The following is an 18114-nucleotide window of genomic DNA, read 5'->3' as shown; positions in this document are numbered from 1 at the left end:
TCCGGTCGCAGACAGCGCCAAAAAGATGGAGAAGGACATGGTTGAAAAAGTCCCCATGACCCAAGGTGGTTTCAGCAAGCTCGGTGAGGAGCTGCGCTGGCGCCAGCAGGAAGAACGGCCGCGCATTATCGAGGCGATTGCCGAAGCGCGCGCTCATGGTGACCTGTCGGAAAACGCCGAATATCACGCCGCGAAGGAAGCGCAGAGCCACAATGAAGGCCGAATCGCCGAACTCGAGGATTTGACGGCGCGTGCCGAGGTGATCGATCTGAGCAAGATGTCAGGCGATACGATCAAGTTCGGCGCAACAGTCAAACTCGTCGACGAAGATACCGATGAGGAAAAGACCTATCAGATCGTTGGCGATCAGGAAGCCGATGTGAAGGAGGGCCGCATCTCTCTTTCCTCGCCGATTGCGCGCGCTCTGATCAGCAAACAGGTGGGCGACAGTATCGAGGTCAATGCACCGGGGGGTGCAAAGGCCTATGAGATTCTGGAGGTACGCTGGGGCTGAATGACGGCCTGCGCGGTCTTCAACGGCAACGCAATCAACCGTCCAAAACAGAACCGGCCGGCAACTTATGGCCGATCATCCCGAGTTGATCGTCACCAACATGCATCGGAACTTCACCGGCGTATCGTCAACAGCGGCCGCCGTCGCTCGCCTTCAGGCGGGCCGCTACGATATGCGGCTTGTCGGACGGGCATTAACTGGTTGCCCCGCACCGATTTCCTCGTGGAAGGCCTTCTCCCTCTCACGCAAACCACCGGCCGGGCGCTCGCACATTCTCTGGCATGTCCGCCGCAACAATGAGATGCGCGCCGCGCTGTTCGCACGGGACCTGTTGAAGCTGCCGGTGCGCATCGTGTTCACCTCCGCCGCAAAGCGCCGCCATTCGGCATTGCCCCGCTGGCTGATTTCCCGCATGGACGCTGTTATCGCCACGACCGATGAAGCGGCAGCCCTCGTCCCGAATGTTCGGGCCATTGTCCATCACGGTGTCGATACCGGGCGTTTCCACCCCGCTGATGACCGCGACGAGGCCTGGCGCGCAACCGGCTATCCCGGACGTTTGGGCATCGCCACGATTGGCCGCATACGTCCGGAAAAGGGAACCGACCTTTTTGTTGACGCCATGATCCGGCTACTGCCCGACTTGCCCGATGCAACGGCACTTGTCATTGGAAAGGCGACGCCGCAACACCGCGCATTCGCTGCCGACCTCCAACGGCGGATCGATGCGGCGGGTCTGTCGAAAAGGATTGTCTTTACCGGCGAGTTGCCTGCTGAGGAAACAGCCGGGCTTATCCGCGCCCTGTCTCTTTTGGTCGCACCGCCCCGTTACGAGGGCTACGGCATGACACCGCTTGAGGCCATGGCAAGCGGCGTTCCGATCGTTGCCAGCCGCACAGGTTTTTTTGCCCGTTTCGTCGATGAGGACAAGGCTGGAACAATTGTTTCCAAAGTCGATGCCGCCAGCCTTTCACAGGCGGTACGCGATCTGATCGACAATCCGATGGAACTCGCGCTCAAGAGCAGCAATGCAAGAAATCGTGCTGTGGAGCAGTTCGGCATCGAAAGGGAAATCGACGGCCTTCACAACGTTTATGAGACTTTGTGGAACGGATCTTAGGAAGATCTAACTCAGAATATCGGCGCTTAGATCAATCGGCCCCTCGTTTTTCACCTGGCGAATGGTCAACATCGTGCGCACAGTGTCGACGTTGTCCGCGGCCGTCAGTTCATCGATGACAAAATCCTGAAATGTCGCCAGGTCCGACGCCACACAATGAAGCAGAAAGTCGGATTCACCCGAGACCATCCAGCATTGGCGCACAATCGGCCATTGCTGCGTCCTGTCCGCAAAGGCCCGCAAATTCGCTTCTGACTGGAGCGTCAACCCGATCATGCAGAACGCAACCAGGTCGAATCCCAGCGACGGCCCGTTGAGCATCGCCCGGTATCCCTCGATGATCCCGGCCTCTTCAAGCTTGCGCAGCCGGCGCAGACAGGGCGGCGCGGAAATACCGACACGTTCGGACAGCTCGACATTGGTGATTCGGCCATCATCTTGAAGCTCACGCAGGATCTTCAGGTCGATATGGTCAAGATCAGCCCGAAACGGCATGGTTCAACGCTCCTTTTGGAGAACGAGAGGCAAGTCAATTTGATCAGTTATTGCGCACTCACGCAAGATTATTTCTTCATCGGGTGATGCGGTCTTCAATTGCCCTACGGTGATACACTTTCCCGCCACAACTGTGTGAAAACGCCTCGGTTCCCCTTGAAGAAGCATGGTACCACTACGTACATTCGCCGCATATGAGCCGACACCTCGCACGATCGGCACTCAAACGGCTAACGGTGGCTCGGGCCACTTGAAAAAACAGGAATCCGCCTATGACGACCCGCCATGCACGCGTCCTGATAATCGGCTCGGGACCAGCAGGATATACAGCGGCGATCTACGCCGCACGCGCCATGCTGGAACCGGTCCTCATCGCCGGTATGGAACAGGGCGGCCAACTCATGATCACCACCGAGGTCGAGAACTATCCGGGCTATGCCGATCCGGTTCAGGGACCGTGGATGATGGAGCAGATGCTCAAACAGTCTGAAAATGTGGGCGCGCAGATCGTCAATGATCTGGTGACCGAGGTCGACCTTGATGTCCGGCCGTTTCGGCTGAAAACCGATTCCGGCCAGGAATACACCTGCGATTCGCTGATCATCGCGACCGGTGCGCAAGCCAAATGGCTCGGCATCGAATCCGAGCAGACATTCATGGGTTTCGGGGTTTCAGCCTGCGCCACCTGCGACGGATTTTTCTATCGTGGCAAGAAGGTCGTTGTTGTCGGCGGCGGCAATACCGCAGTCGAGGAAGCGCTTTACCTGTCAAATCTCGCAGAAACCGTAACGCTGGTGCACCGGCGCGATGAACTGAGAGCCGAAAAGATCCTGCAGCAGCGCTTGATGGCCAAGGAAAACATCAACATTGTCTGGGATAGCCAGCTCGAGGAGATAACAGGCGAAACCACAACGCCTCCTTCGGTCACGGGCGTGCGGCTGAAGAACATCAAAACAGGTGTAATCACCGATCATGCAACAGACGGCGTGTTTATCGCCATCGGTCATGCACCTTCGGTCGCCCTGTTTGAAGGCAAGCTGAAACAGAAATCAAACAACTATCTGTGGACCGCACCGGATTCGACGGCCACTGACGTCGCCGGCGTGTTTGCCGCCGGAGATGTGACGGACGACATTTACCGCCAGGCCGTTACAGCCGCCGGAATGGGGTGCATGGCCGCGCTGGAAGCTGAGAAGTTTCTGGCGGAGGCTGAGCCGCTGGCAGACGCGGCGGAATAATGTAGAAGGGCAGCCGCGCAGGCGGCGGTCCAAGGGGAGCAGACGATGCCGCTTGACTGGGACAAACTGCGCATCTTTCACGCGGCCGCAGAAGCCGGGTCGTTTACCCATGCGGCGGAAAAACTGCATCTGTCCCAATCGGCGATCTCCCGCCAGGTCAGCGCGCTTGAGCAGGATATCGGCGTTCCGCTGTTCCACCGCCATGCCCGCGGTCTCATCATGACCGAACAGGGCGAACTTCTTTACCGCACGGCCCATGACGTATTGCTGAAACTTGAGGCGGTTCGGGTCCGCCTTTCCGAAACGACCGACAAACCGAGCGGAAAGCTGCGGGTGACCACCACGGTCGGTCTCGGCTCCGTGTGGCTTACCGACCGGATGCAGGAGTTCATGGAACTTTATCCGGATATCGAGGTGCAACTGCTCCTCGACAATGAGGAACTCGACGTCAGCATGCGCCACGCGGATTGCGCTATCCGGCTCCGCCAGCCGCAGCAGCCCGACCTCATCCAGCGCAAGCTCTTTACCGTGCATATGCATGTCTACGCGTCACCGGCCTATCTCAACAGATACGGCAAGCCCGAACACGTCTCTGATTTCGACAACCATCGCATCGTAACCTTCGGCGAGCCTGCCCCGAACTATCTGCTCGACGTCAACTGGCTGGAAGTCGCCGGACGGCCTGTGAGCAATCCCCGCGTGCCGCAATTGCAGATCAACAACATGCCGTCGGTAAAGCGCGCCGCTCAGCTCGGGATCGGCATCGCCATGCTGCCGGATTACATGGTCAATCACGCCGACGGCCTCGTGCAACTCGACATCGATTCGGACGTACCGTCTTTCTCCGGCTTCTTCTGTTATCCCGAAGAGCTGCGCGGATCCGCCAAGCTGAAGGCGTTCCGGGATTTCCTGATCTCCAAGGCACGCAACTGGAAATACTGAACGAGACCTCTGGTTTGTTCCTGCAGGCCTGATCGATGCGATGGACTGTCCACATGGATTTGAGGTTCTTGTAAGAAATCTCAAATTGTGCATCTGAAAACTGCTGTTATTGACTGAATTTTATAAACTAAGGCGCAGCTGGCTGGACGCTTTATGGCCCGGAAATACCGCATATGTGTTCAGCCATGCAAAAATGCATAGCTGCCATGCGGGCCAGTCCCTTGCAAATCGACGGTGGAATCAACATATCAAACGAAGCCGGCGAGTTCCGATGGACTTCTCCTCCCAGTGCCATCTTCGTCGGCTGTGTTCCCCTCTGGAGGTTTCGTTTTAAACCTTCCGATTTTACGGGCCGGAGAGCAATCTCAAGGCCCGTTTTTTTTGCCTACATGTAAAGCTTTTCTCTTTCCATGCCTTTGTAGAGATGGGCGACCTGCTCGCCGTAACCATTGAACATGAGCGTATTCATATAAAGACCGGTGTGGAGTATTCGCTCCTGATGCTGGCTCCAGCGCGCATGCGGAACACCCGGATTAACGTTTGCCCAAAAGCCGTATTCCTCAGGCAGAACCTCTTCCCAGAAGCTGACCGGCCGCGTATCGGTGAAACTTATACGGCGAATGGACTTGATGGACTTGAAGCCGTACTTCCAAGGCAAGGCCAGACGAAGGGGCGCGCCGAACTGCTTGGCAAGCGGCTTGCCGTAGGCGCCCGTAACCATGAATGCAAGATCGTTTGCCGCCTCATCGATCGTCACACCCTCCACATAGGGCCAGGGATACCAGCGCTGCTTCTGTCCTGCCGCCATCTGCGGGTCGAGGAAGGTCTCGAAGCGGATATACTTGGCCGACGACAAAGGCTTTGCCATCGCCACCAGATCTTTCAGCGCGAATCCCGTCCACGGGATCGTCATCGACCAGGCTTCGACACAGCGATGACGATAAAGCCTTTCCTCCAAAGACACGCGGCACGCCAGGTCTTCAAAACCGATCGTAAAGGGCTCTTCGACCAGCCCGTCGATTTCAATGTCCCACGGGCTTGTCTTCAGGGCCTGGGCGGCCTTCCAGATCTGCTTGTGGGAGCCGAATTCATAAAAGTTATTGTAGGTCGAGTTGACGTCTTCCGGGGTCAGATCCCTGTCCAGTGTGAAGGCCGTATTGCGTTCAGCCGGATAAAGATCGGCTGTCGGGTCACTATCCGCCCTCGCCCGTCCCGGCTGCAAAGCTGCCGCCGCGGCGATACCAAGGCCGGCCAGGCCAAAGCCCTTGATGAGGTCCCGGCGATTGAAGAATGCGTCCTCGGGCGTGGCATGGGCCTCGCTGAGCGCCCAAGATGGCTTATGGATGATGTTCGGCAAGTCCGGTCCTCCCGCAGCAGGGGCGCACGATTCTGCACGCCGCCAATATGGCGCGGATCATAAAACGGCTTCCGGCACAAACAATTCATGCCTCTTCACAATATGGTGTCCTGCCTGTTGAGCAGCGCGACCTTCTACTGACAGGCGGCACAAAAACGCTGGATACGCTGGCAAGCCTCTTCCAGCAACGCTTCCGACGTCGCATAGGAGATACGGAAATTCGGGCCGAGGCCAAAGGCCGAACCATGAACCACCGCGACGCCCTCGGTTTCCAGAAGCTCTGTCACGAAGTCCTCATCTGTCTCGATCGTCTTGCCTGACGGTGCCGTCTTGCCGATCAGACCTGCACATGAAGGATAGACATAGAAAGCCCCTTCCGGCACCGGGCACGAGATACCGTTCGCCTGGTTGAGCATGGACACAACGAGATCGCGGCGGCCGGCGAAGATTGTCTTGTTCCGGTCGATGAAATCCTGCGGACCGTTCAGCGCCTCGACCGCGGCCCATTGAGCAATGGAGTTGGGTCCCGAGGTCTGCTGACCCTGTATCATGTCCATCGCCTTGATCAGTTCCCTCGGCCCGCCGGCATAGCCGATGCGCCAGCCTGTCATCGCGTAGGCTTTCGACACGCCGTTCATGGTCAAGGTACGCTCATAGAGCTTGGGTTCAATCTGCGCGGGCGTCCTGAATTGAAAATCGTCGTAACAAAGATGCTCATACATATCGTCGGTCAGCACCCACACATGCTGATGGCGAAGCAACACGTCCGTCAATGCGCGCAGTTCGCTCTCGCTGTAGGCCGCTCCAGACGGGTTCGACGGCGAGTTGAAGATAAGCCATTTCGTCTTCGGCGTTATGGCCTCCTCAAGGCTCTGCGGGGTCAATTTGAACGCATCTTCCAGACGGGTTTCCGCAAAGACGGCCGTACCGCCGCAAATCGCCACCATCTCCGGGTAACTTACCCAGTAGGGTGCCGGAATGATGACCTCATCTCCCGCGTTGAGCGTCGCCATCAGCGCATTGAAAAGAATCTGTTTTCCGCCGGTACCGACAATCACCTGATCCGGTGTGTATTCCAAGCCGTTCTCGCGCCTGAACTTGTCGGAGATCGCCTGGCGCAGTTCGGGAATGCCGGACACCGGCGTGTATTTCGTCTCGCCGCGCCGCATCGCGTCGATCGCCGCCTCCTTGATATTATCAGGCGTGTCGAAATCCGGCTCCCCGGCACCAAGCCCGATAACGTCGCGACCCTGGGCTTTCAGTTCGCGCGCTTTTTGCGAGACGGCAATCGTGGCTGAGGGCTTAACGCGTGAAAGCGCGTCGGCAAGAAACGCCATGTCGGGGCACTCCATTCTAGACAAGGGGCATACACGGAACGACGTCCCGTTTCGTGTATAATCCTATGTCGAATCACGGCGAGAAGTTCAAGGCGCTCGAACAATGCAGCCGTAGCATTCGGCTTGCACAGGTAGAGACTCCGAGGAGAGGACATGACCGAAACCAGCGCAAACGGTCGCATTCTGTCCGAACCGGACGGCTCTTCCACTGCCTCCTTCGGGCCGTTCGTCATGAAGACGGCACTGCAGCCGATCATCGGTCGCAATCGGTCCGGCGCCCTCGTATTAAGAGGCCTTGAAGGCCTGCTTCGGCTCTTCTTCAATGGCCGTCCGTTCAGTCCCGCGGATTTCTTTACCCGTATTGGCGACAGCGAACGCATCAATGTTGACGCTCTTTGCCGCCGGATACATCTGGCCAATGCCTCGCTCGATCCCCTGAAAGACATCCTGCTGTTCCTGAATTTTGATCCCGGCGTTTACAATGACCACCGGCAGATCGCACTTGAAGTGGCGCGCCTGAAGAAGGATGCGGCGACCGGCAGTTTCCCTCCCCGCCATATTGTCTGCGAAATGACTGAACGGCACGCTGCCGCGCCAAACCGCCTCCACTATCTGACCGAATGCCTCCGTGAGCATGGCTTCAAGATCGCGGTTGACGATTTCGGCGCCAAATCGTCCGACGCGCAGCGCGTCAAGCTGCTCAGCCCGGACATCGTCAAGCTCGACTCCGCCTGGGTCCAGCGGCTAATGGCGAGCCAGAGCGGCTTTTCGGCCCTGAAGGATGCCATAAACCGTTTCCGCCAGGACGGCGCGCTTGTTGTGGTCGAGGGCATGGAAGAAAACTTCCAGGTGGAACTTGCCTGGGGCGCCGGCGCTGATTTTGTCCAGGGTTTTGCTCTGGCACGGCCGCAACTAGCGCCAACACGCTTTTCAGGGATTTTCCGGCACGACGCGGCCTGACCCCAAAACAGCTCGTCTGCCTTCGGCTCGCTGCCCACCGAACACAAAATTACCACGACAAATGTCCATTGGCGCCCAAATTCCGTCTCCCTTGCGTCCCTTTCCCGTTCTTTGTTGACGGTGCCGGCAGTATTGCGTCCGGCAAACCCAGCTAAGGGAGGCTGACGATGGAACTTGATGGTAACTATCTGGACGCCAGCAAACAGGCACAAGATGCGCGCAAGAGAGTAAAGCTGACCGTATTGGCAATTGCCGCCTGTGCCATTCTGTTCACCAATCTGGTCGCCGAGGGCAAACCCGTTGATGACGGCCCGCAGATTGAAAACTGCATCCACGAGGTCGAGACATGCACACTGCGCGCTTCCGCTGACCTCTTTGAAGCGGGGGCCTGAAAGAGCTTTAACTCGCCAAACAATACCCTATCTTGGTCTGGACACTTTTCCGATTGAACCAAAGGGTCTGGACATGCGCATACTGACGAGGGCGGGCGCCCTGGCCGCCATACTGACCGTCGCGACCGTACCGGCAATCGCCGACGGGACCTATGCGACAGACAAGGTCAACATCAAGGTGGAAACGGTTGCCGAAGGGCTTGAGCATCCTTGGGGCGTTGAAACACTCCCGGATGGCGCTTTCCTTGTCACCGAGCGTCCCGGGCGCCTGCGGATCGTCGAAAACGGCGCGCTTTCTCAGCCACTGGACGGGTTGCCGAAGATTGCCGTCGGCGGACAGGGTGGACTTCTCGATGTCGCGCTCGCAAACGATTTCGACAAGAGCGGAACCATCTACTTCACCTATTCAGAGCCCGGCAGGGGCGGTGCGGGAACGGCGCTGGCGCGCGCAAAGCTTGTACGCGACGGTGGCGGCGGACGCCTGGAGAACGTGGATGTCATCTTTTCGATGGATCAGAAGACCCGGCGCGGCCAGCATTTCGGTTCGCGCATCGCCGTGGCCGACGACAATACGGTGTTCTTTTCGATCGGCGATCGCGGCGACGGAGCCCGGTCGCAAGACCTGATGGACCATGCGGGGGCAATTTTACGGGTCGGACCGGATGGGTCTATTCCCCCGGACAACCCTTTCGTATCCGACGACAAGGCGCGCTCGGAACTCTGGTCAAAAGGCCACCGCAACCCGCAAGGCATGGATTTTGACAGCAAAACCGGCACGCTTTTCGCGGTTGAACACGGCGCTCGCGGCGGCGATGAAATCAATCAGCCCCAGGCAGGCCTCAACTATGGCTGGCCCGTCATTTCCTATGGCCGCCACTATTCAGGCGCCAAAATCGGCATCGGCTCCGATGCACCCGGCTATCAGCAGCCGATACACTACTGGGACCCCTCGATTGCACCCGGTGGAATGACGGTTTACCGCGGGGCAATGTTCCCGGAATGGGACGGTGATTTTCTCGTCGCCGCCCTGAAGGATCGGATGCTGGTGCGAGTCGATCGTGACAGCACGGGCAACATCACCGGCGAGGAAAACCTGCTGGAGGGACGATACGGCCGTATGCGCGACGTCAAGACTGCTCCGGATGGTTCCCTCCTGGTCTTGACGGACGAGCCGGACGGCGCTTTGTTGCGCATTTCGCGCAACTGAAACAGGTCTGATCCCGGGAGCCCATGTTGAAATTCCTTGCCTATGCGGCGGGCCTGTTGGTTCTGGCCTTCATCTGCATCGCCATATTTTTTATTCTCTACGGACGCGAGCGCAGCTGGTTGATGATTGCCGGCAATCCGGATCGCGGCCGCGTGGATCTGTCGACCGTAAAGCGCAGTCCGACTGCGAACGATGCGTTGGCCTGCACCGCAGACCTGCGCGACGATTGTGACTTCACCCTTCCGGCCTTCAGTGAGAAGCCGGAACAACTCGCCGCTCGCATTGCCGATCAAGTTGCTGCGGCAGATCCGCTGGCCCGCCGTGTCGATGACGAAACCGACCCGGGACATCTGCGCTTCGTCACCTATTCCCCGCGGATGCGCTTTCCAGATCTTGTCAGCTTCCAGCTTGTAGAGATGCCCGATGGCCAAACGGGTGTCATGGCTTATGCACGTGCGCAGCTTGGCCAGAAAGACTTCGGCGCCAACCGGGCACGACTGGAAGCCTATCTCAGCCAAGTCTGACCTCTCCGACGCATCGCTTGCCGCAGGACCGGACCGCTGATAGAGCAGGCGTTTGCGCGTCGCATCTGTCGCGAGCAGACAATCGGGTGTTTTGATCAATATGAGCCGGACGAAGGCAAATCTGCTTCTGCTGCTGGCAGGCGCCGTATGGGGCATGGGCTTCGTTGCTCAAAGCACAGCCATGGACGCCATCGGCCCGATGCTTTTTGTCAGCCTGCGGTTCCTGCTGGCAACGATTGTTGTCATGCCCTTTGCGCTTCTGGAAGCAAAGAGGGCAAGCACAGCCTTGCAACCCGGAGAGTTCAATGGCTTTGTCGTGATCGGCGTCGTCCTTTTCGCCGGCATGGCCACCCAACAGGTCGGCCTTTTGACAACAACCGTTACCAATGCCGGCTTTCTGACCGGCCTTTACGTGGTTATTGTCCCGTTTTTGATGGTCATATTCCTGCGCCGGAAACCGCATCCCGTCGTCTGGCCATCCTCTTTCCTTGCCCTTGCCGGTATATGGCTGCTGAGCGGCGGAGGCATCACAGCGCTCAATGGCGGAGACGTTCTTGTGATCATCTGCGCCGTGTTCTGGGCATTTCAGGTCTTGCTTGTCGGCGTCTACGGCACCCGCTCGGCACGTCCGCTGATGTTATCCGTCATTCAGTTCGGCTCCTGTGCGGTTCTGGCATTTGTCGCCGCCATGCTGTTCGAGCCCATCCGCTGGCCGGCTATCCTGGATGCTGCGCCGGAAATTCTCTATAGCGGCATTTTTTCAAGCGGTCTCGCGTTCACGTTGCAAGCAATCGGCCAGCGCTACACAACATCGGCCCAGGCCGCGATATTCCTCTCATCCGAGGCGCTGTTCGCGGCGCTCTTTGGCGTCGTTCTGCTCGGCGAAAAGATAAGCGCGGTCGGCTATCTTGGCTGTGCATTGATATTCGCGGCGATCCTTGCCGTTGAGATTATTCCGTCAAGGTTGAAAAGGCGCCACAACAGAGCAAAACTTGCCGAAACTGTGCACGCCCGCGACTAAACGCTCCTTTGGCAATTGACGCATTTTGTCGCATCTAGCTGATCCTCAACGGGATTTTTTCTTAAATCTTTCGCGGGCACAGGGGTTTTCGTTGCCCATGTGAGTTGCAATACAAATCTGTCATAAAACTTTTTCTTGCTTATTTTTGCCGCCTGCATCACTCTATCGTGCGTTCGGGCAATTTGCGAACACGGGAAACCTACTGATAGCCATGCGGACCGGAGACGCATAAAATTCCGGGTGAATCCAGATCATGCTAAAAACAAAGCACACGGGATCACGATAACAGGGACCTTTCCGAAACTTTCGAGAACTGCCTGTCTTACCCGCAAAACGGGTAAAACCGACGACGTGCGGGCGATTGCCTGCGGACATTAAAGAGGACCTGAAAGCATGGCCGAGACTGGCACTGTAAAGTTTTTCAATACCGATAAGGGTTTCGGTTTTATCAAACCCGATAGCGGCGAGTCTGATATCTTCGTTCATATTTCCGCTCTGAAGGATTCAGGCCTGGACTCCTTGATGGAGAACCAGAAGGTATCATTCGATACCGAGCCTGACCGTCGTGGAAAGGGACCGAAAGCCGTCAATCTGACGATTGTGGAATAAACCGGTCACAGGCACCGCGTAAAGGCCGTCCGGCAACAGCCGGCGGCCGTTTTTTTTGCCGAGTCCACATTAATTTTCTTTAATATTTCAGAGGCTTCCATTCAGTTTCCGTTCATTGCCCGACCAATAGGGTCTGATCCGAAAAGAGGGCCTTGCTCTCCGCCGTTCCAAACAAGGATCAGAAACAATGAACGTCTTCTCACGTACCGCAATTGCCATCACGGCTGTCCTTGCGACCGCTGTCATCCCTGCCACCGGCGCGATGGCCGGCACCGGCAAACCAGCTGAATACGGCAAGCACTATAGCTATAAAAAGGCCCCCGGCTACTACAAGAAGGGCCCCCGTGCCCATTATCCGCGCGGCTACAACAAACACCGCCCGCCTGCCGTCGTCCACAAAGGCAACAGCAATGCCGCAGCCCTTGGCCTTTTGGGTTTTGCGGCTGGCGCCATCGTCGGCGGGGCAATTGCCGGCGGGCGTTGACCCGTTGAACATTCCACCATTGCAGAACGCCGGGCAGACGCCCGGCTTTTTGTTGTGTGCAGTTGTGTTCAGCTTCGGTTCAGGCAGCGCCGACTAGGCTGCCATTCCAGGTAAGAGACGCATCACATCAGGATGACATTGAGAGGAATGTAAGATGGGAAATCCGGTCAAAGTACTCGTCGCAACGCTCGCGGTCACAGCCGCAACCCTTGCGCCGCTCTCACAATCCTACGCCCATGACCATGGCAAACGCCACTACCATGACCACTATGGCGATCGTGGCTGGTACGGTCCCAAGCCTCGCAAACACAAACGCAAGCGCGGTCCTGTTGTCATCGAAAGGAACAATGGTGACGACGCCGTTCTATACGGCATTCTGGGCCTTGCCGCCGGCGCGCTGATCACCGGCGCATTGCTGAGCAGCCCTCCCCCTCAGCGCCGTTACTCGCCGCCGCCACGCGCATACAATCCGCCGCCCAGCGCCTACGACCGGCCTTCGCACGACTATTACCCGCCCGCCCCCCGGCCTTCACCGGTTTATGCGGAAGGCAAATATGAGCCCTGGACCGACGAGTGGTATCGCTACTGCAGCCAGCGCTATCGTTCATTCAACCCTGCAACGGGCAATTTCAGGGGTTATGACGGTTACGATCACTTCTGTATCGCACGCTAAAGACCCTTGAGGAACGGATTGGTCAGGCGCTCCTCGCCAATCCGTCCGCCGGGGCCGTGACCGCAGATAAAGCCGACCTCGTCCCCGAGCGGCAGAACCTTGTCGCGAATGGAATCGAGCAATTGCTGATGGTTGCCGCCCGGAAGGTCGGTGCGCCCGATCGATCCGCGGAAAAGCACGTCGCCCACATGGGCAAAGCCTGCATCGCGGTTGAAGAATATCACGTGGCCCGGCGCATGACCCGGGCAGTGATAAACATCGAATGTGTGCCCGTCGAATGAGACCTTCTCACCCTCGGCGAGCCACCGGTCAGGAGTAACGTTGCGTACACCGCCGGCAAGACCGAACATGCGCGCCTGATCCTCAAGGCCCTCAAGCAATGGCCGGTCATCCTCATGCGGACCGACAATTGCCACATCCAGCGCTTCTTTCAGGTCCATCGCGCCTCCGGCATGATCAATGTGTCCGTGCGTCAACCAAATTGCCTCGATTGTGATGTCATTCTTTTCAAGAACGTCCTGGATGGCAGCAACATCCCCGCCCGGATCGACCACAACACCCTTTTTGCTGTCAGAATCAAAAAGGATCGTGCAGTTCTGCTGGAAATCGGTCACCGGCACGATGCCGGCCTGAATCTGGCCCATGGTCATATTCCTGAGTGTTGATGTGTCTGGGTTCTCAAAGAAGAAGGCAAAATAAAAGGCGCGCAACCGGATTGGCGCGCGCCCTGTGATAAACAGATGAGACTCGCCCTACTCGGCCGCCTCGCGCACCGGCTGAACAGCCTGCGCATAGTCGTTCACCAGATTGGTAGTGATCTCACCGACCGAGAAACGATACTCGCCAATCTCCGAAACCGGTGTGACTTCCGCAGCCGTGCCGGTCAGGAAACACTCCTCAAAGCCTTGCATTTCTTCCGGCATAATGGCCCGTTCGACAACTTCGTAGCCGCGCTTGCGCGCAAGCTCGATCACAGTGCGGCGGGTAATGCCGTCAAGGAAACAATCAGGCGTCGGTGTATGTATGACCCCGTCCTTGACGAAGAACACATTGGCGCCGGTCGCTTCAGCCACCTGTCCGCGCCAGTCGAGCATCAGCGCATCCGCATAGCCCTTTGATTCAGCCTCGTGCTTGGACAGCGTGCAGATCATGTAAAGGCCTGCGGCTTTGGATTCGCAGGGGATCGTGGCCGGATCCGGGCGCCGGTAGGTCGCCATGTCAAGACGAATGCCTTTGAGCCGCTCTTCCGGTTTGAAATAGGACGGCCATTGCCAGATCGCGATGGCCAGATTGATCCGGTTGTGCTGTGCTGAAACGCCCATCATTTCGCTGCCACGCCATGCAATCGGCCGCACATAGGCATCCTCAAAACCCTGGCGTTTCAGGAGTTCGTTGCAGGCTTCGTCGATTTCTTCGATGCTGTAGGGGATCTCGAAACCAAGAAGTTCAGCGGATTTGTGCAGTCTTTCCGTGTGCTCGCGCAGCTTGAAAATCACACCGCCATAGGCACGCTCGCCTTCGAACACCGAACTGGCATAGTGCAGACCGTGGGACAGCACATGCAGCTTGGCGTCCTTCCACGGAACAAACTCGTCATTGTACCAGATTTCGCCCTCAAGCTGATCGAAAGGGACCGATGCCATTGCCGTTACCTCCAGCGCTGTCGCGCTTGTTTGGATATTGTAGTCGCCGGATATGAGAAACGCCCGTAAAGAACCGGGATTTGAGCGTTCGACTTGAAAAGCCGCATAAACGCCGGGGCCGTGTTCGTGGAGGGTTTTACATCCTTGACGCAGCTTGAGGCTATCAATAGCATCAAATTATGTCAACAAGGCTGACATATTTGAAATTTTATGTCGGCCAGTTGGATGATTTTGAAAGGGACAGACGCCATGCCGTCCGACAGGGCACGTAAAGAACCGGACGCCGACACCATAACCGGGCCGCTTTCCGAAAGTGACGGGATTGATTTCGAGATCATCGAAATGCTGTACTTCGCCTATCGCGATTTCACCTCCGATCCGGATGCGATCCTTGAAAAATTCGGTTTCGGACGGGCGCACCACCGAGTTGTCCACTTCGTCAATCGTCAGCCCGGCATGACGGTTGCCGATCTGCTCGATACGCTCCGGATAACCAAGCAGAGCCTGGCGCGGGTCCTTAAGCAACTGGTGGATTCGGGCTACATTCATCAGGTTGAAGGTCCGAATGACCGCCGGCAAAGGCGGCTCTACCCCACCCATAAGGGCCGCGAACTGGCTCTGGAACTGGCTCGGCCACAGTCTCGCCGCATAACCGAAGCACTAAGGGGCATCAATCCCGAGGGGCAAAAGCTTATCAGGCAGTTCCTGAAAGGCATGGTAGACCGGGATTGAGCAAAGAGGTTTGGGAAACGGACGATGAGGAGGCGGCATGACGGCTGAAGCGCTTTCCGACAACGCTGCACATCTGCTTGTCGTGGACGACGACACGCGAATTCGCGATCTTTTGAACCGCTATCTGAGCGACCAGGGTTTTCGCGTCACCACCGCTGCGGATGCGGCCGCGGCCCGGCGCAAGCTGGAAGGACTCGAGTTCGATCTGCTGATCGTGGACGTCATGATGCCGGGCGAAACCGGCGTCGCGCTGACCAAGGATCTGCGTGAAATACGCGACGTACCGATCCTGATGCTGACGGCCCTCGCGGAGATCAACAGCCGCCTCGAAGGCCTCGAAGCTGGCGCCGATGATTATCTGGCAAAACCGTTTGACCCGCGCGAACTTGTGCTGCGCATCAACAACATTCTCAAGCGCGGCGGCCCACCCGAAATTCCGCAGATCGAACAGATTGTCTTCGGACCCTACACATTCGGCCTTGCCCGCCGTGAGTTGAAACGCGGCCCGGAAGTCGTACGCCTGACGGACCGCGAACAGGAAATCATGGTCCATTTCGCCCAGCGTCCGGGAGAAACCATTCCCCGCCACGAGCTGGTTGGAGAAGATATCGATATCGGCGAGCGGACGATCGACGTCCAGATTAACCGCCTGCGCCGCAAGATCGAGGAAGACCCGGCCAATCCCATGTGGCTGCAGACCGTGCGTGGCATCGGCTACCGGCTCAGCGTAGAGTAGGGACTGCCCCCTTAATTTTCCCCAGCCCGGCCAATCATTTAACGTCATTTTGTCAGGCCGGGCCGCGGTTTCTTTGCTATAAGGGGTCGGCGCGGTGCAGGCAGCTCCCGGCAATGGCCGCGCGTGCAGGACCGGTTTATGACGACGATCGATTCCATAAGGCGCGAATACGAACGCTATCCGCCAAGAGGCATAAGGCGCTACACACGCTGGTTCACCCGCCGCATCCCGACGGGTCTTTACGGTCGTACGCTGCTCATCATCATCCTGCCGATGGTGATCCTGCAATCGGTCATCGCCTTCGTTTTCATGGAGCGACATTGGCAAACCGTGACTCAGCGCCTGTCGACGGCAGTGACCCGCGACATCGCCGCAATCATCGACGTGATCGACACCTACCCACAGGACGCCAATTTTGATGAAATCACCCGCATTGCCCGCGATCGGCTGCAGCTCAACATCGCGATTGAGCCGGAGGGTGCGCTGCCGGCTCCGCGATCAAAGCCGTTCTTCTCGATTCTGGATTCCATCCTGAGCGAAGAGATCACCAAGCAGATAAAGCGTCCATTCTGGATCGACACGATCGGCGATTCCAACCTGGTCGAGATCCGCATCCTGCTCGATGACAAGGTTCTGCGTGTGTTTGCCCGCCGCAGCCAGGCCTATGCATCAAACACGCATATTTTCCTTCTGTGGATGGTCGGAACCTCAATGGTGCTTTTGATCATTGCGATCCTCTTCCTGCGCGGCCAGATCAGGCCGATCCTGAGCCTTGCGGATGCTGCCGAAAGTTTCGGCAAGGGCCAGAAGATGCCGGAGGATTTCCGCCCCCGCGGCGCCGATGAAATCCGCCGCGCCGGCCTTGCCTTTATTCGCATGCGCGAGCGGATTGAACGACAGATCGAACAGCGCACCGCCATGCTCACCGGCGTCAGTCATGATCTGCGCACCATCCTGACCCGTTTCCGGTTGCAGCTTGCCCTCGTCGGCGACGAAGCCGAGACCGCCCGCCTCAACGACGACATCGACGATATGCAGTCGATGCTGGAGGGTTATCTGTCCTTTGCCCGCGGCGAAGCACAGGAAGATGTCGGTGAACTGGATCTGCAGAAACTGTTCGCAAAGCTCGATGAACATGCCGGGCTTCACGGCCGCAACATCACCTGCGCAATCGATGGGCAGCCGCTCGTCAAGGTTCGACCAAACGCCTTTTCCCGGCTGGTCATCAATCTCGCATCAAACGCCTGCCGTCATGCTCAAAACATCAAGGTACAGGCAACAATCCGCACCGGCTGGTTGACCATCGCCATCGACGACGACGGGCCCGGCATCCCGGCTGAATTGCGCGAAGACGTCTTCAAACCGTTCTTCCGCCTCGACGAAGCACGCAATCAGGACAGCAGCGGCACCGGCCTCGGCCTTGCCATCGCCCGCGATATCGCTCGCAGCCATGGCGGCGACATCACCCTTTCAGACAGCCCGATGGGAGGCCTCCAGGCCGTCATCCGCGTCCCCGCATGACAAGGAAACAGGCTTGAAAGCACCTTTGTAGCGACCGGCGCAGGCTGCTCGAAGATGCAACTGTTAGACTTCGAAATGGAAACTGCCTTCGCGGCCTTGCTGCTCTGATGCCTCAACCGGCTCCCACATATCCGAAGCCAGGTAAAACACTTCATCGCTGACATGCATGGCGAATGTCTCGCCCTTTACCGCATTTCTTTGAATGACGCGCCGGTGACGTTCATCCCGCGATGTGTCAAGGATATGGACCCGATATGTTCGGCCGTCCGAATCCAACGCCTCATAGAGCTTCAAACGGTCCTCGACCTTAACGAGGCCAAGCTCGACAATCGCATCCTGTCCAAGATCAAGAAGGCTGTAAGCCACCGACAGTATCTGCGAAACACAGCGGGTCTTTCGTTCAGCATACCAGGACCACAACCCGGTTTCGGGTCGGTCCGCCTGAAACAGGGTCACCATCCACTTGTCCAGAACCAGAGGCGGTGTCGAAAGATCCCGACTCAATTGGATCGCGTAGGTCGTTTTCCCTGCGCCGACAGGGCCTTCGATAATATGAAGAATCGCCATGATTGCTCCCCTCCTCCCGCCTGGTCAAAGAGCCGTTTGAAC

The 18114-nt window shown here is 57.7% G+C and carries 21 protein-coding genes; 15 read left to right on the top strand and 6 right to left on the bottom strand.

Annotated elements, in window-relative coordinates; genetic code table 11:
- Positions 1-37 precede the first annotated feature (37 nt).
- Positions 38-514, top strand: a complete 477-nt coding sequence (gene greA, locus OQ273_RS02260) for a transcription elongation factor GreA (protein ID WP_267988848.1) — start codon at positions 38-40, stop codon at positions 512-514.
- 67 nt (positions 515-581) lie between these two features.
- Positions 582-1634, top strand: a complete 1053-nt coding sequence (locus tag OQ273_RS02255) for a glycosyltransferase family 4 protein (protein WP_267988847.1) — start codon at positions 582-584, stop codon at positions 1632-1634.
- A 6-nt stretch (positions 1635-1640) separates the two neighbouring features.
- Here the strand turns inward: OQ273_RS02255 and OQ273_RS02250 are convergent, their stop codons facing one another.
- Positions 1641-2129, bottom strand: a complete 489-nt coding sequence (locus OQ273_RS02250) for an Lrp/AsnC family transcriptional regulator (RefSeq protein WP_267988846.1) — start codon at positions 2127-2129, stop codon at positions 1641-1643.
- 272 nt (positions 2130-2401) lie between these two features.
- Here OQ273_RS02250 and trxB point away from each other — a divergent pair, with 272 nt between their 5' ends.
- Both trxB and OQ273_RS02240 read left to right on the top strand, forming a co-directional pair.
- Positions 2402-3367 carry a thioredoxin-disulfide reductase gene (trxB, locus tag OQ273_RS02245; RefSeq protein ID WP_267988845.1) on the top strand — a complete coding sequence of 322 codons (966 nt, stop codon included), beginning with the start codon at positions 2402-2404 and terminating at the stop codon, positions 3365-3367.
- A 45-nt stretch (positions 3368-3412) separates the two neighbouring features.
- Positions 3413-4309, top strand: a complete 897-nt coding sequence (locus OQ273_RS02240) for a LysR family transcriptional regulator (protein ID WP_267988844.1) — start codon at positions 3413-3415, stop codon at positions 4307-4309.
- Positions 4310-4694: 385 nt separating this feature from the next.
- Here OQ273_RS02240 and msrP read toward each other — a convergent pair whose 3' ends face one another.
- Together msrP and OQ273_RS02230 are read right to left on the bottom strand one after the other, a co-directional pair.
- On the bottom strand, positions 4695-5666 hold the full coding sequence (gene msrP, locus OQ273_RS02235; protein WP_267988843.1) for a protein-methionine-sulfoxide reductase catalytic subunit MsrP: 972 nt from the start codon (positions 5664-5666) through the stop codon (positions 4695-4697).
- A 134-nt stretch (positions 5667-5800) separates the two neighbouring features.
- A complete protein-coding gene (locus OQ273_RS02230) occupies positions 5801-7003 on the bottom strand; it encodes a pyridoxal phosphate-dependent aminotransferase (RefSeq protein ID WP_267988842.1) in 1203 nt (400 codons plus the stop codon).
- Positions 7004-7156: 153 nt separating this feature from the next.
- Here OQ273_RS02230 and OQ273_RS02225 point away from each other — a divergent pair, with 153 nt between their 5' ends.
- The 8 genes from OQ273_RS02225 (at position 7157) to OQ273_RS02190 (ending at position 12873) form a co-directional block, all read left to right on the top strand.
- Positions 7157-7963 (top strand): EAL domain-containing protein, encoded by an 807-nt coding sequence (locus OQ273_RS02225; protein WP_267988841.1) that lies wholly within the window; start codon positions 7157-7159, stop codon positions 7961-7963.
- A gap of 167 nt (positions 7964-8130) precedes the next feature.
- Complete coding sequence (locus OQ273_RS02220; RefSeq protein ID WP_267988840.1) at positions 8131-8355, top strand: hypothetical protein; 225 nt, start codon at positions 8131-8133, stop codon at positions 8353-8355.
- A 73-nt stretch (positions 8356-8428) separates the two neighbouring features.
- Positions 8429-9562 carry a PQQ-dependent sugar dehydrogenase gene (locus OQ273_RS02215; protein WP_267988839.1) on the top strand — a complete coding sequence of 378 codons (1134 nt, stop codon included), beginning with the start codon at positions 8429-8431 and terminating at the stop codon, positions 9560-9562.
- A 23-nt stretch (positions 9563-9585) separates the two neighbouring features.
- Entirely contained in the window at positions 9586-10086 is a 501-nt protein-coding gene (locus OQ273_RS02210; RefSeq protein WP_267988838.1) for a DUF1499 domain-containing protein, read from the top strand.
- Positions 10087-10186: 100 nt separating this feature from the next.
- Positions 10187-11107, top strand: coding sequence for a DMT family transporter (locus OQ273_RS02205; RefSeq protein WP_267988837.1), 921 nt, complete (start codon positions 10187-10189; stop codon positions 11105-11107).
- 393 nt (positions 11108-11500) lie between these two features.
- Positions 11501-11716 (top strand): cold-shock protein, encoded by a 216-nt coding sequence (locus OQ273_RS02200; protein WP_267988836.1) that lies wholly within the window; start codon positions 11501-11503, stop codon positions 11714-11716.
- Positions 11717-11903: 187 nt separating this feature from the next.
- Complete coding sequence (locus OQ273_RS02195) at positions 11904-12200, top strand: hypothetical protein (protein WP_267988835.1); 297 nt, start codon at positions 11904-11906, stop codon at positions 12198-12200.
- 154 nt (positions 12201-12354) lie between these two features.
- Complete coding sequence (locus OQ273_RS02190; RefSeq protein ID WP_267988834.1) at positions 12355-12873, top strand: BA14K family protein; 519 nt, start codon at positions 12355-12357, stop codon at positions 12871-12873.
- Here the strand turns inward: OQ273_RS02190 and OQ273_RS02185 are convergent.
- Positions 12870-13517 (bottom strand): MBL fold metallo-hydrolase, encoded by a 648-nt coding sequence (locus OQ273_RS02185; RefSeq protein ID WP_267988833.1) that lies wholly within the window; start codon positions 13515-13517, stop codon positions 12870-12872. The two genes, OQ273_RS02190 and OQ273_RS02185, sit on opposite strands and share 4 nt — an antisense overlap.
- Before the next feature lie 108 nt (positions 13518-13625).
- Positions 13626-14516, bottom strand: a complete 891-nt coding sequence (locus OQ273_RS02180; RefSeq protein WP_267988832.1) for a branched-chain amino acid aminotransferase — start codon at positions 14514-14516, stop codon at positions 13626-13628.
- A gap of 342 nt (positions 14517-14858) precedes the next feature.
- Here OQ273_RS02180 and OQ273_RS02175 point away from each other — a divergent pair, with 342 nt between their 5' ends.
- The 3 genes from OQ273_RS02175 to OQ273_RS02165 all read left to right on the top strand — a co-directional run bounded on the left by OQ273_RS02175 (position 14859) and on the right by OQ273_RS02165 (position 17505).
- Positions 14859-15248 carry a MarR family winged helix-turn-helix transcriptional regulator gene (locus tag OQ273_RS02175; protein WP_425493403.1) on the top strand — a complete coding sequence of 130 codons (390 nt, stop codon included), beginning with the start codon at positions 14859-14861 and terminating at the stop codon, positions 15246-15248.
- A 37-nt stretch (positions 15249-15285) separates the two neighbouring features.
- The gene (locus OQ273_RS02170) at positions 15286-15984 is read left to right on the top strand and encodes a response regulator (protein WP_267988830.1); all 699 of its coding nucleotides are present in this window, start codon (positions 15286-15288) and stop codon (positions 15982-15984) included.
- Between the two features lie 138 nt (positions 15985-16122).
- Entirely contained in the window at positions 16123-17505 is a 1383-nt protein-coding gene (locus OQ273_RS02165) for an ATP-binding protein (protein WP_267988829.1), read from the top strand.
- Positions 17506-17568: 63 nt separating this feature from the next.
- Here the strand turns inward: OQ273_RS02165 and OQ273_RS02160 are convergent, their stop codons facing one another.
- Positions 17569-18072, bottom strand: a complete 504-nt coding sequence (locus OQ273_RS02160; RefSeq protein ID WP_267988828.1) for a P-loop nucleotide/nucleoside kinase family protein — start codon at positions 18070-18072, stop codon at positions 17569-17571.
- Positions 18073-18114: the final 42 nt, after the last annotated feature.

This window comes from Hoeflea prorocentri (assembly GCF_027944115.1).
Classification (GTDB): domain Bacteria; phylum Pseudomonadota; class Alphaproteobacteria; order Rhizobiales; family Rhizobiaceae; genus Hoeflea_A; species Hoeflea_A prorocentri.
The sequence above is the reverse complement of the archived record's forward strand: the minus strand, read 5'-3'. Positions and strand labels throughout refer to the sequence as shown.

Excerpts from the sequence above, each read along its gene's own strand:
- OQ273_RS02175 (WP_425493403.1), top strand. The coding sequence starts at position 14,859 with ATGCTGTACTTCGCCTATCGCGATTTCACCTCCGATCCGGATGCGATC.
- greA (WP_267988848.1), top strand. The coding sequence starts at position 38 with ATGGTTGAAAAAGTCCCCATGACCCAAGGTGGTTTCAGCAAGCTCGGT.
- OQ273_RS02200 (WP_267988836.1), top strand. The coding sequence starts at position 11,501 with ATGGCCGAGACTGGCACTGTAAAGTTTTTCAATACCGATAAGGGTTTC.
- OQ273_RS02170 (WP_267988830.1), top strand. The coding sequence starts at position 15,286 with ATGACGGCTGAAGCGCTTTCCGACAACGCTGCACATCTGCTTGTCGTG.
- OQ273_RS02255 (WP_267988847.1), top strand. The coding sequence starts at position 582 with ATGGCCGATCATCCCGAGTTGATCGTCACCAACATGCATCGGAACTTC.
- OQ273_RS02160 (WP_267988828.1), bottom strand. The coding sequence starts at position 18,072 with ATGGCGATTCTTCATATTATCGAAGGCCCTGTCGGCGCAGGGAAAACG.
- trxB (WP_267988845.1), top strand. The coding sequence starts at position 2,402 with ATGACGACCCGCCATGCACGCGTCCTGATAATCGGCTCGGGACCAGCA.
- OQ273_RS02205 (WP_267988837.1), top strand. The coding sequence starts at position 10,187 with ATGAGCCGGACGAAGGCAAATCTGCTTCTGCTGCTGGCAGGCGCCGTA.
- OQ273_RS02215 (WP_267988839.1), top strand. The coding sequence starts at position 8,429 with ATGCGCATACTGACGAGGGCGGGCGCCCTGGCCGCCATACTGACCGTC.
- OQ273_RS02180 (WP_267988832.1), bottom strand. The coding sequence starts at position 14,516 with ATGGCATCGGTCCCTTTCGATCAGCTTGAGGGCGAAATCTGGTACAAT.
- OQ273_RS02240 (WP_267988844.1), top strand. The coding sequence starts at position 3,413 with ATGCCGCTTGACTGGGACAAACTGCGCATCTTTCACGCGGCCGCAGAA.
- OQ273_RS02190 (WP_267988834.1), top strand. The coding sequence starts at position 12,355 with ATGGGAAATCCGGTCAAAGTACTCGTCGCAACGCTCGCGGTCACAGCC.
- OQ273_RS02195 (WP_267988835.1), top strand. The coding sequence starts at position 11,904 with ATGAACGTCTTCTCACGTACCGCAATTGCCATCACGGCTGTCCTTGCG.
- OQ273_RS02165 (WP_267988829.1), top strand. The coding sequence starts at position 16,123 with ATGACGACGATCGATTCCATAAGGCGCGAATACGAACGCTATCCGCCA.
- OQ273_RS02250 (WP_267988846.1), bottom strand. The coding sequence starts at position 2,129 with ATGCCGTTTCGGGCTGATCTTGACCATATCGACCTGAAGATCCTGCGT.
- OQ273_RS02210 (WP_267988838.1), top strand. The coding sequence starts at position 9,586 with ATGTTGAAATTCCTTGCCTATGCGGCGGGCCTGTTGGTTCTGGCCTTC.
- OQ273_RS02230 (WP_267988842.1), bottom strand. The coding sequence starts at position 7,003 with ATGGCGTTTCTTGCCGACGCGCTTTCACGCGTTAAGCCCTCAGCCACG.
- OQ273_RS02220 (WP_267988840.1), top strand. The coding sequence starts at position 8,131 with ATGGAACTTGATGGTAACTATCTGGACGCCAGCAAACAGGCACAAGAT.
- OQ273_RS02225 (WP_267988841.1), top strand. The coding sequence starts at position 7,157 with ATGACCGAAACCAGCGCAAACGGTCGCATTCTGTCCGAACCGGACGGC.
- OQ273_RS02185 (WP_267988833.1), bottom strand. The coding sequence starts at position 13,517 with ATGGGCCAGATTCAGGCCGGCATCGTGCCGGTGACCGATTTCCAGCAG.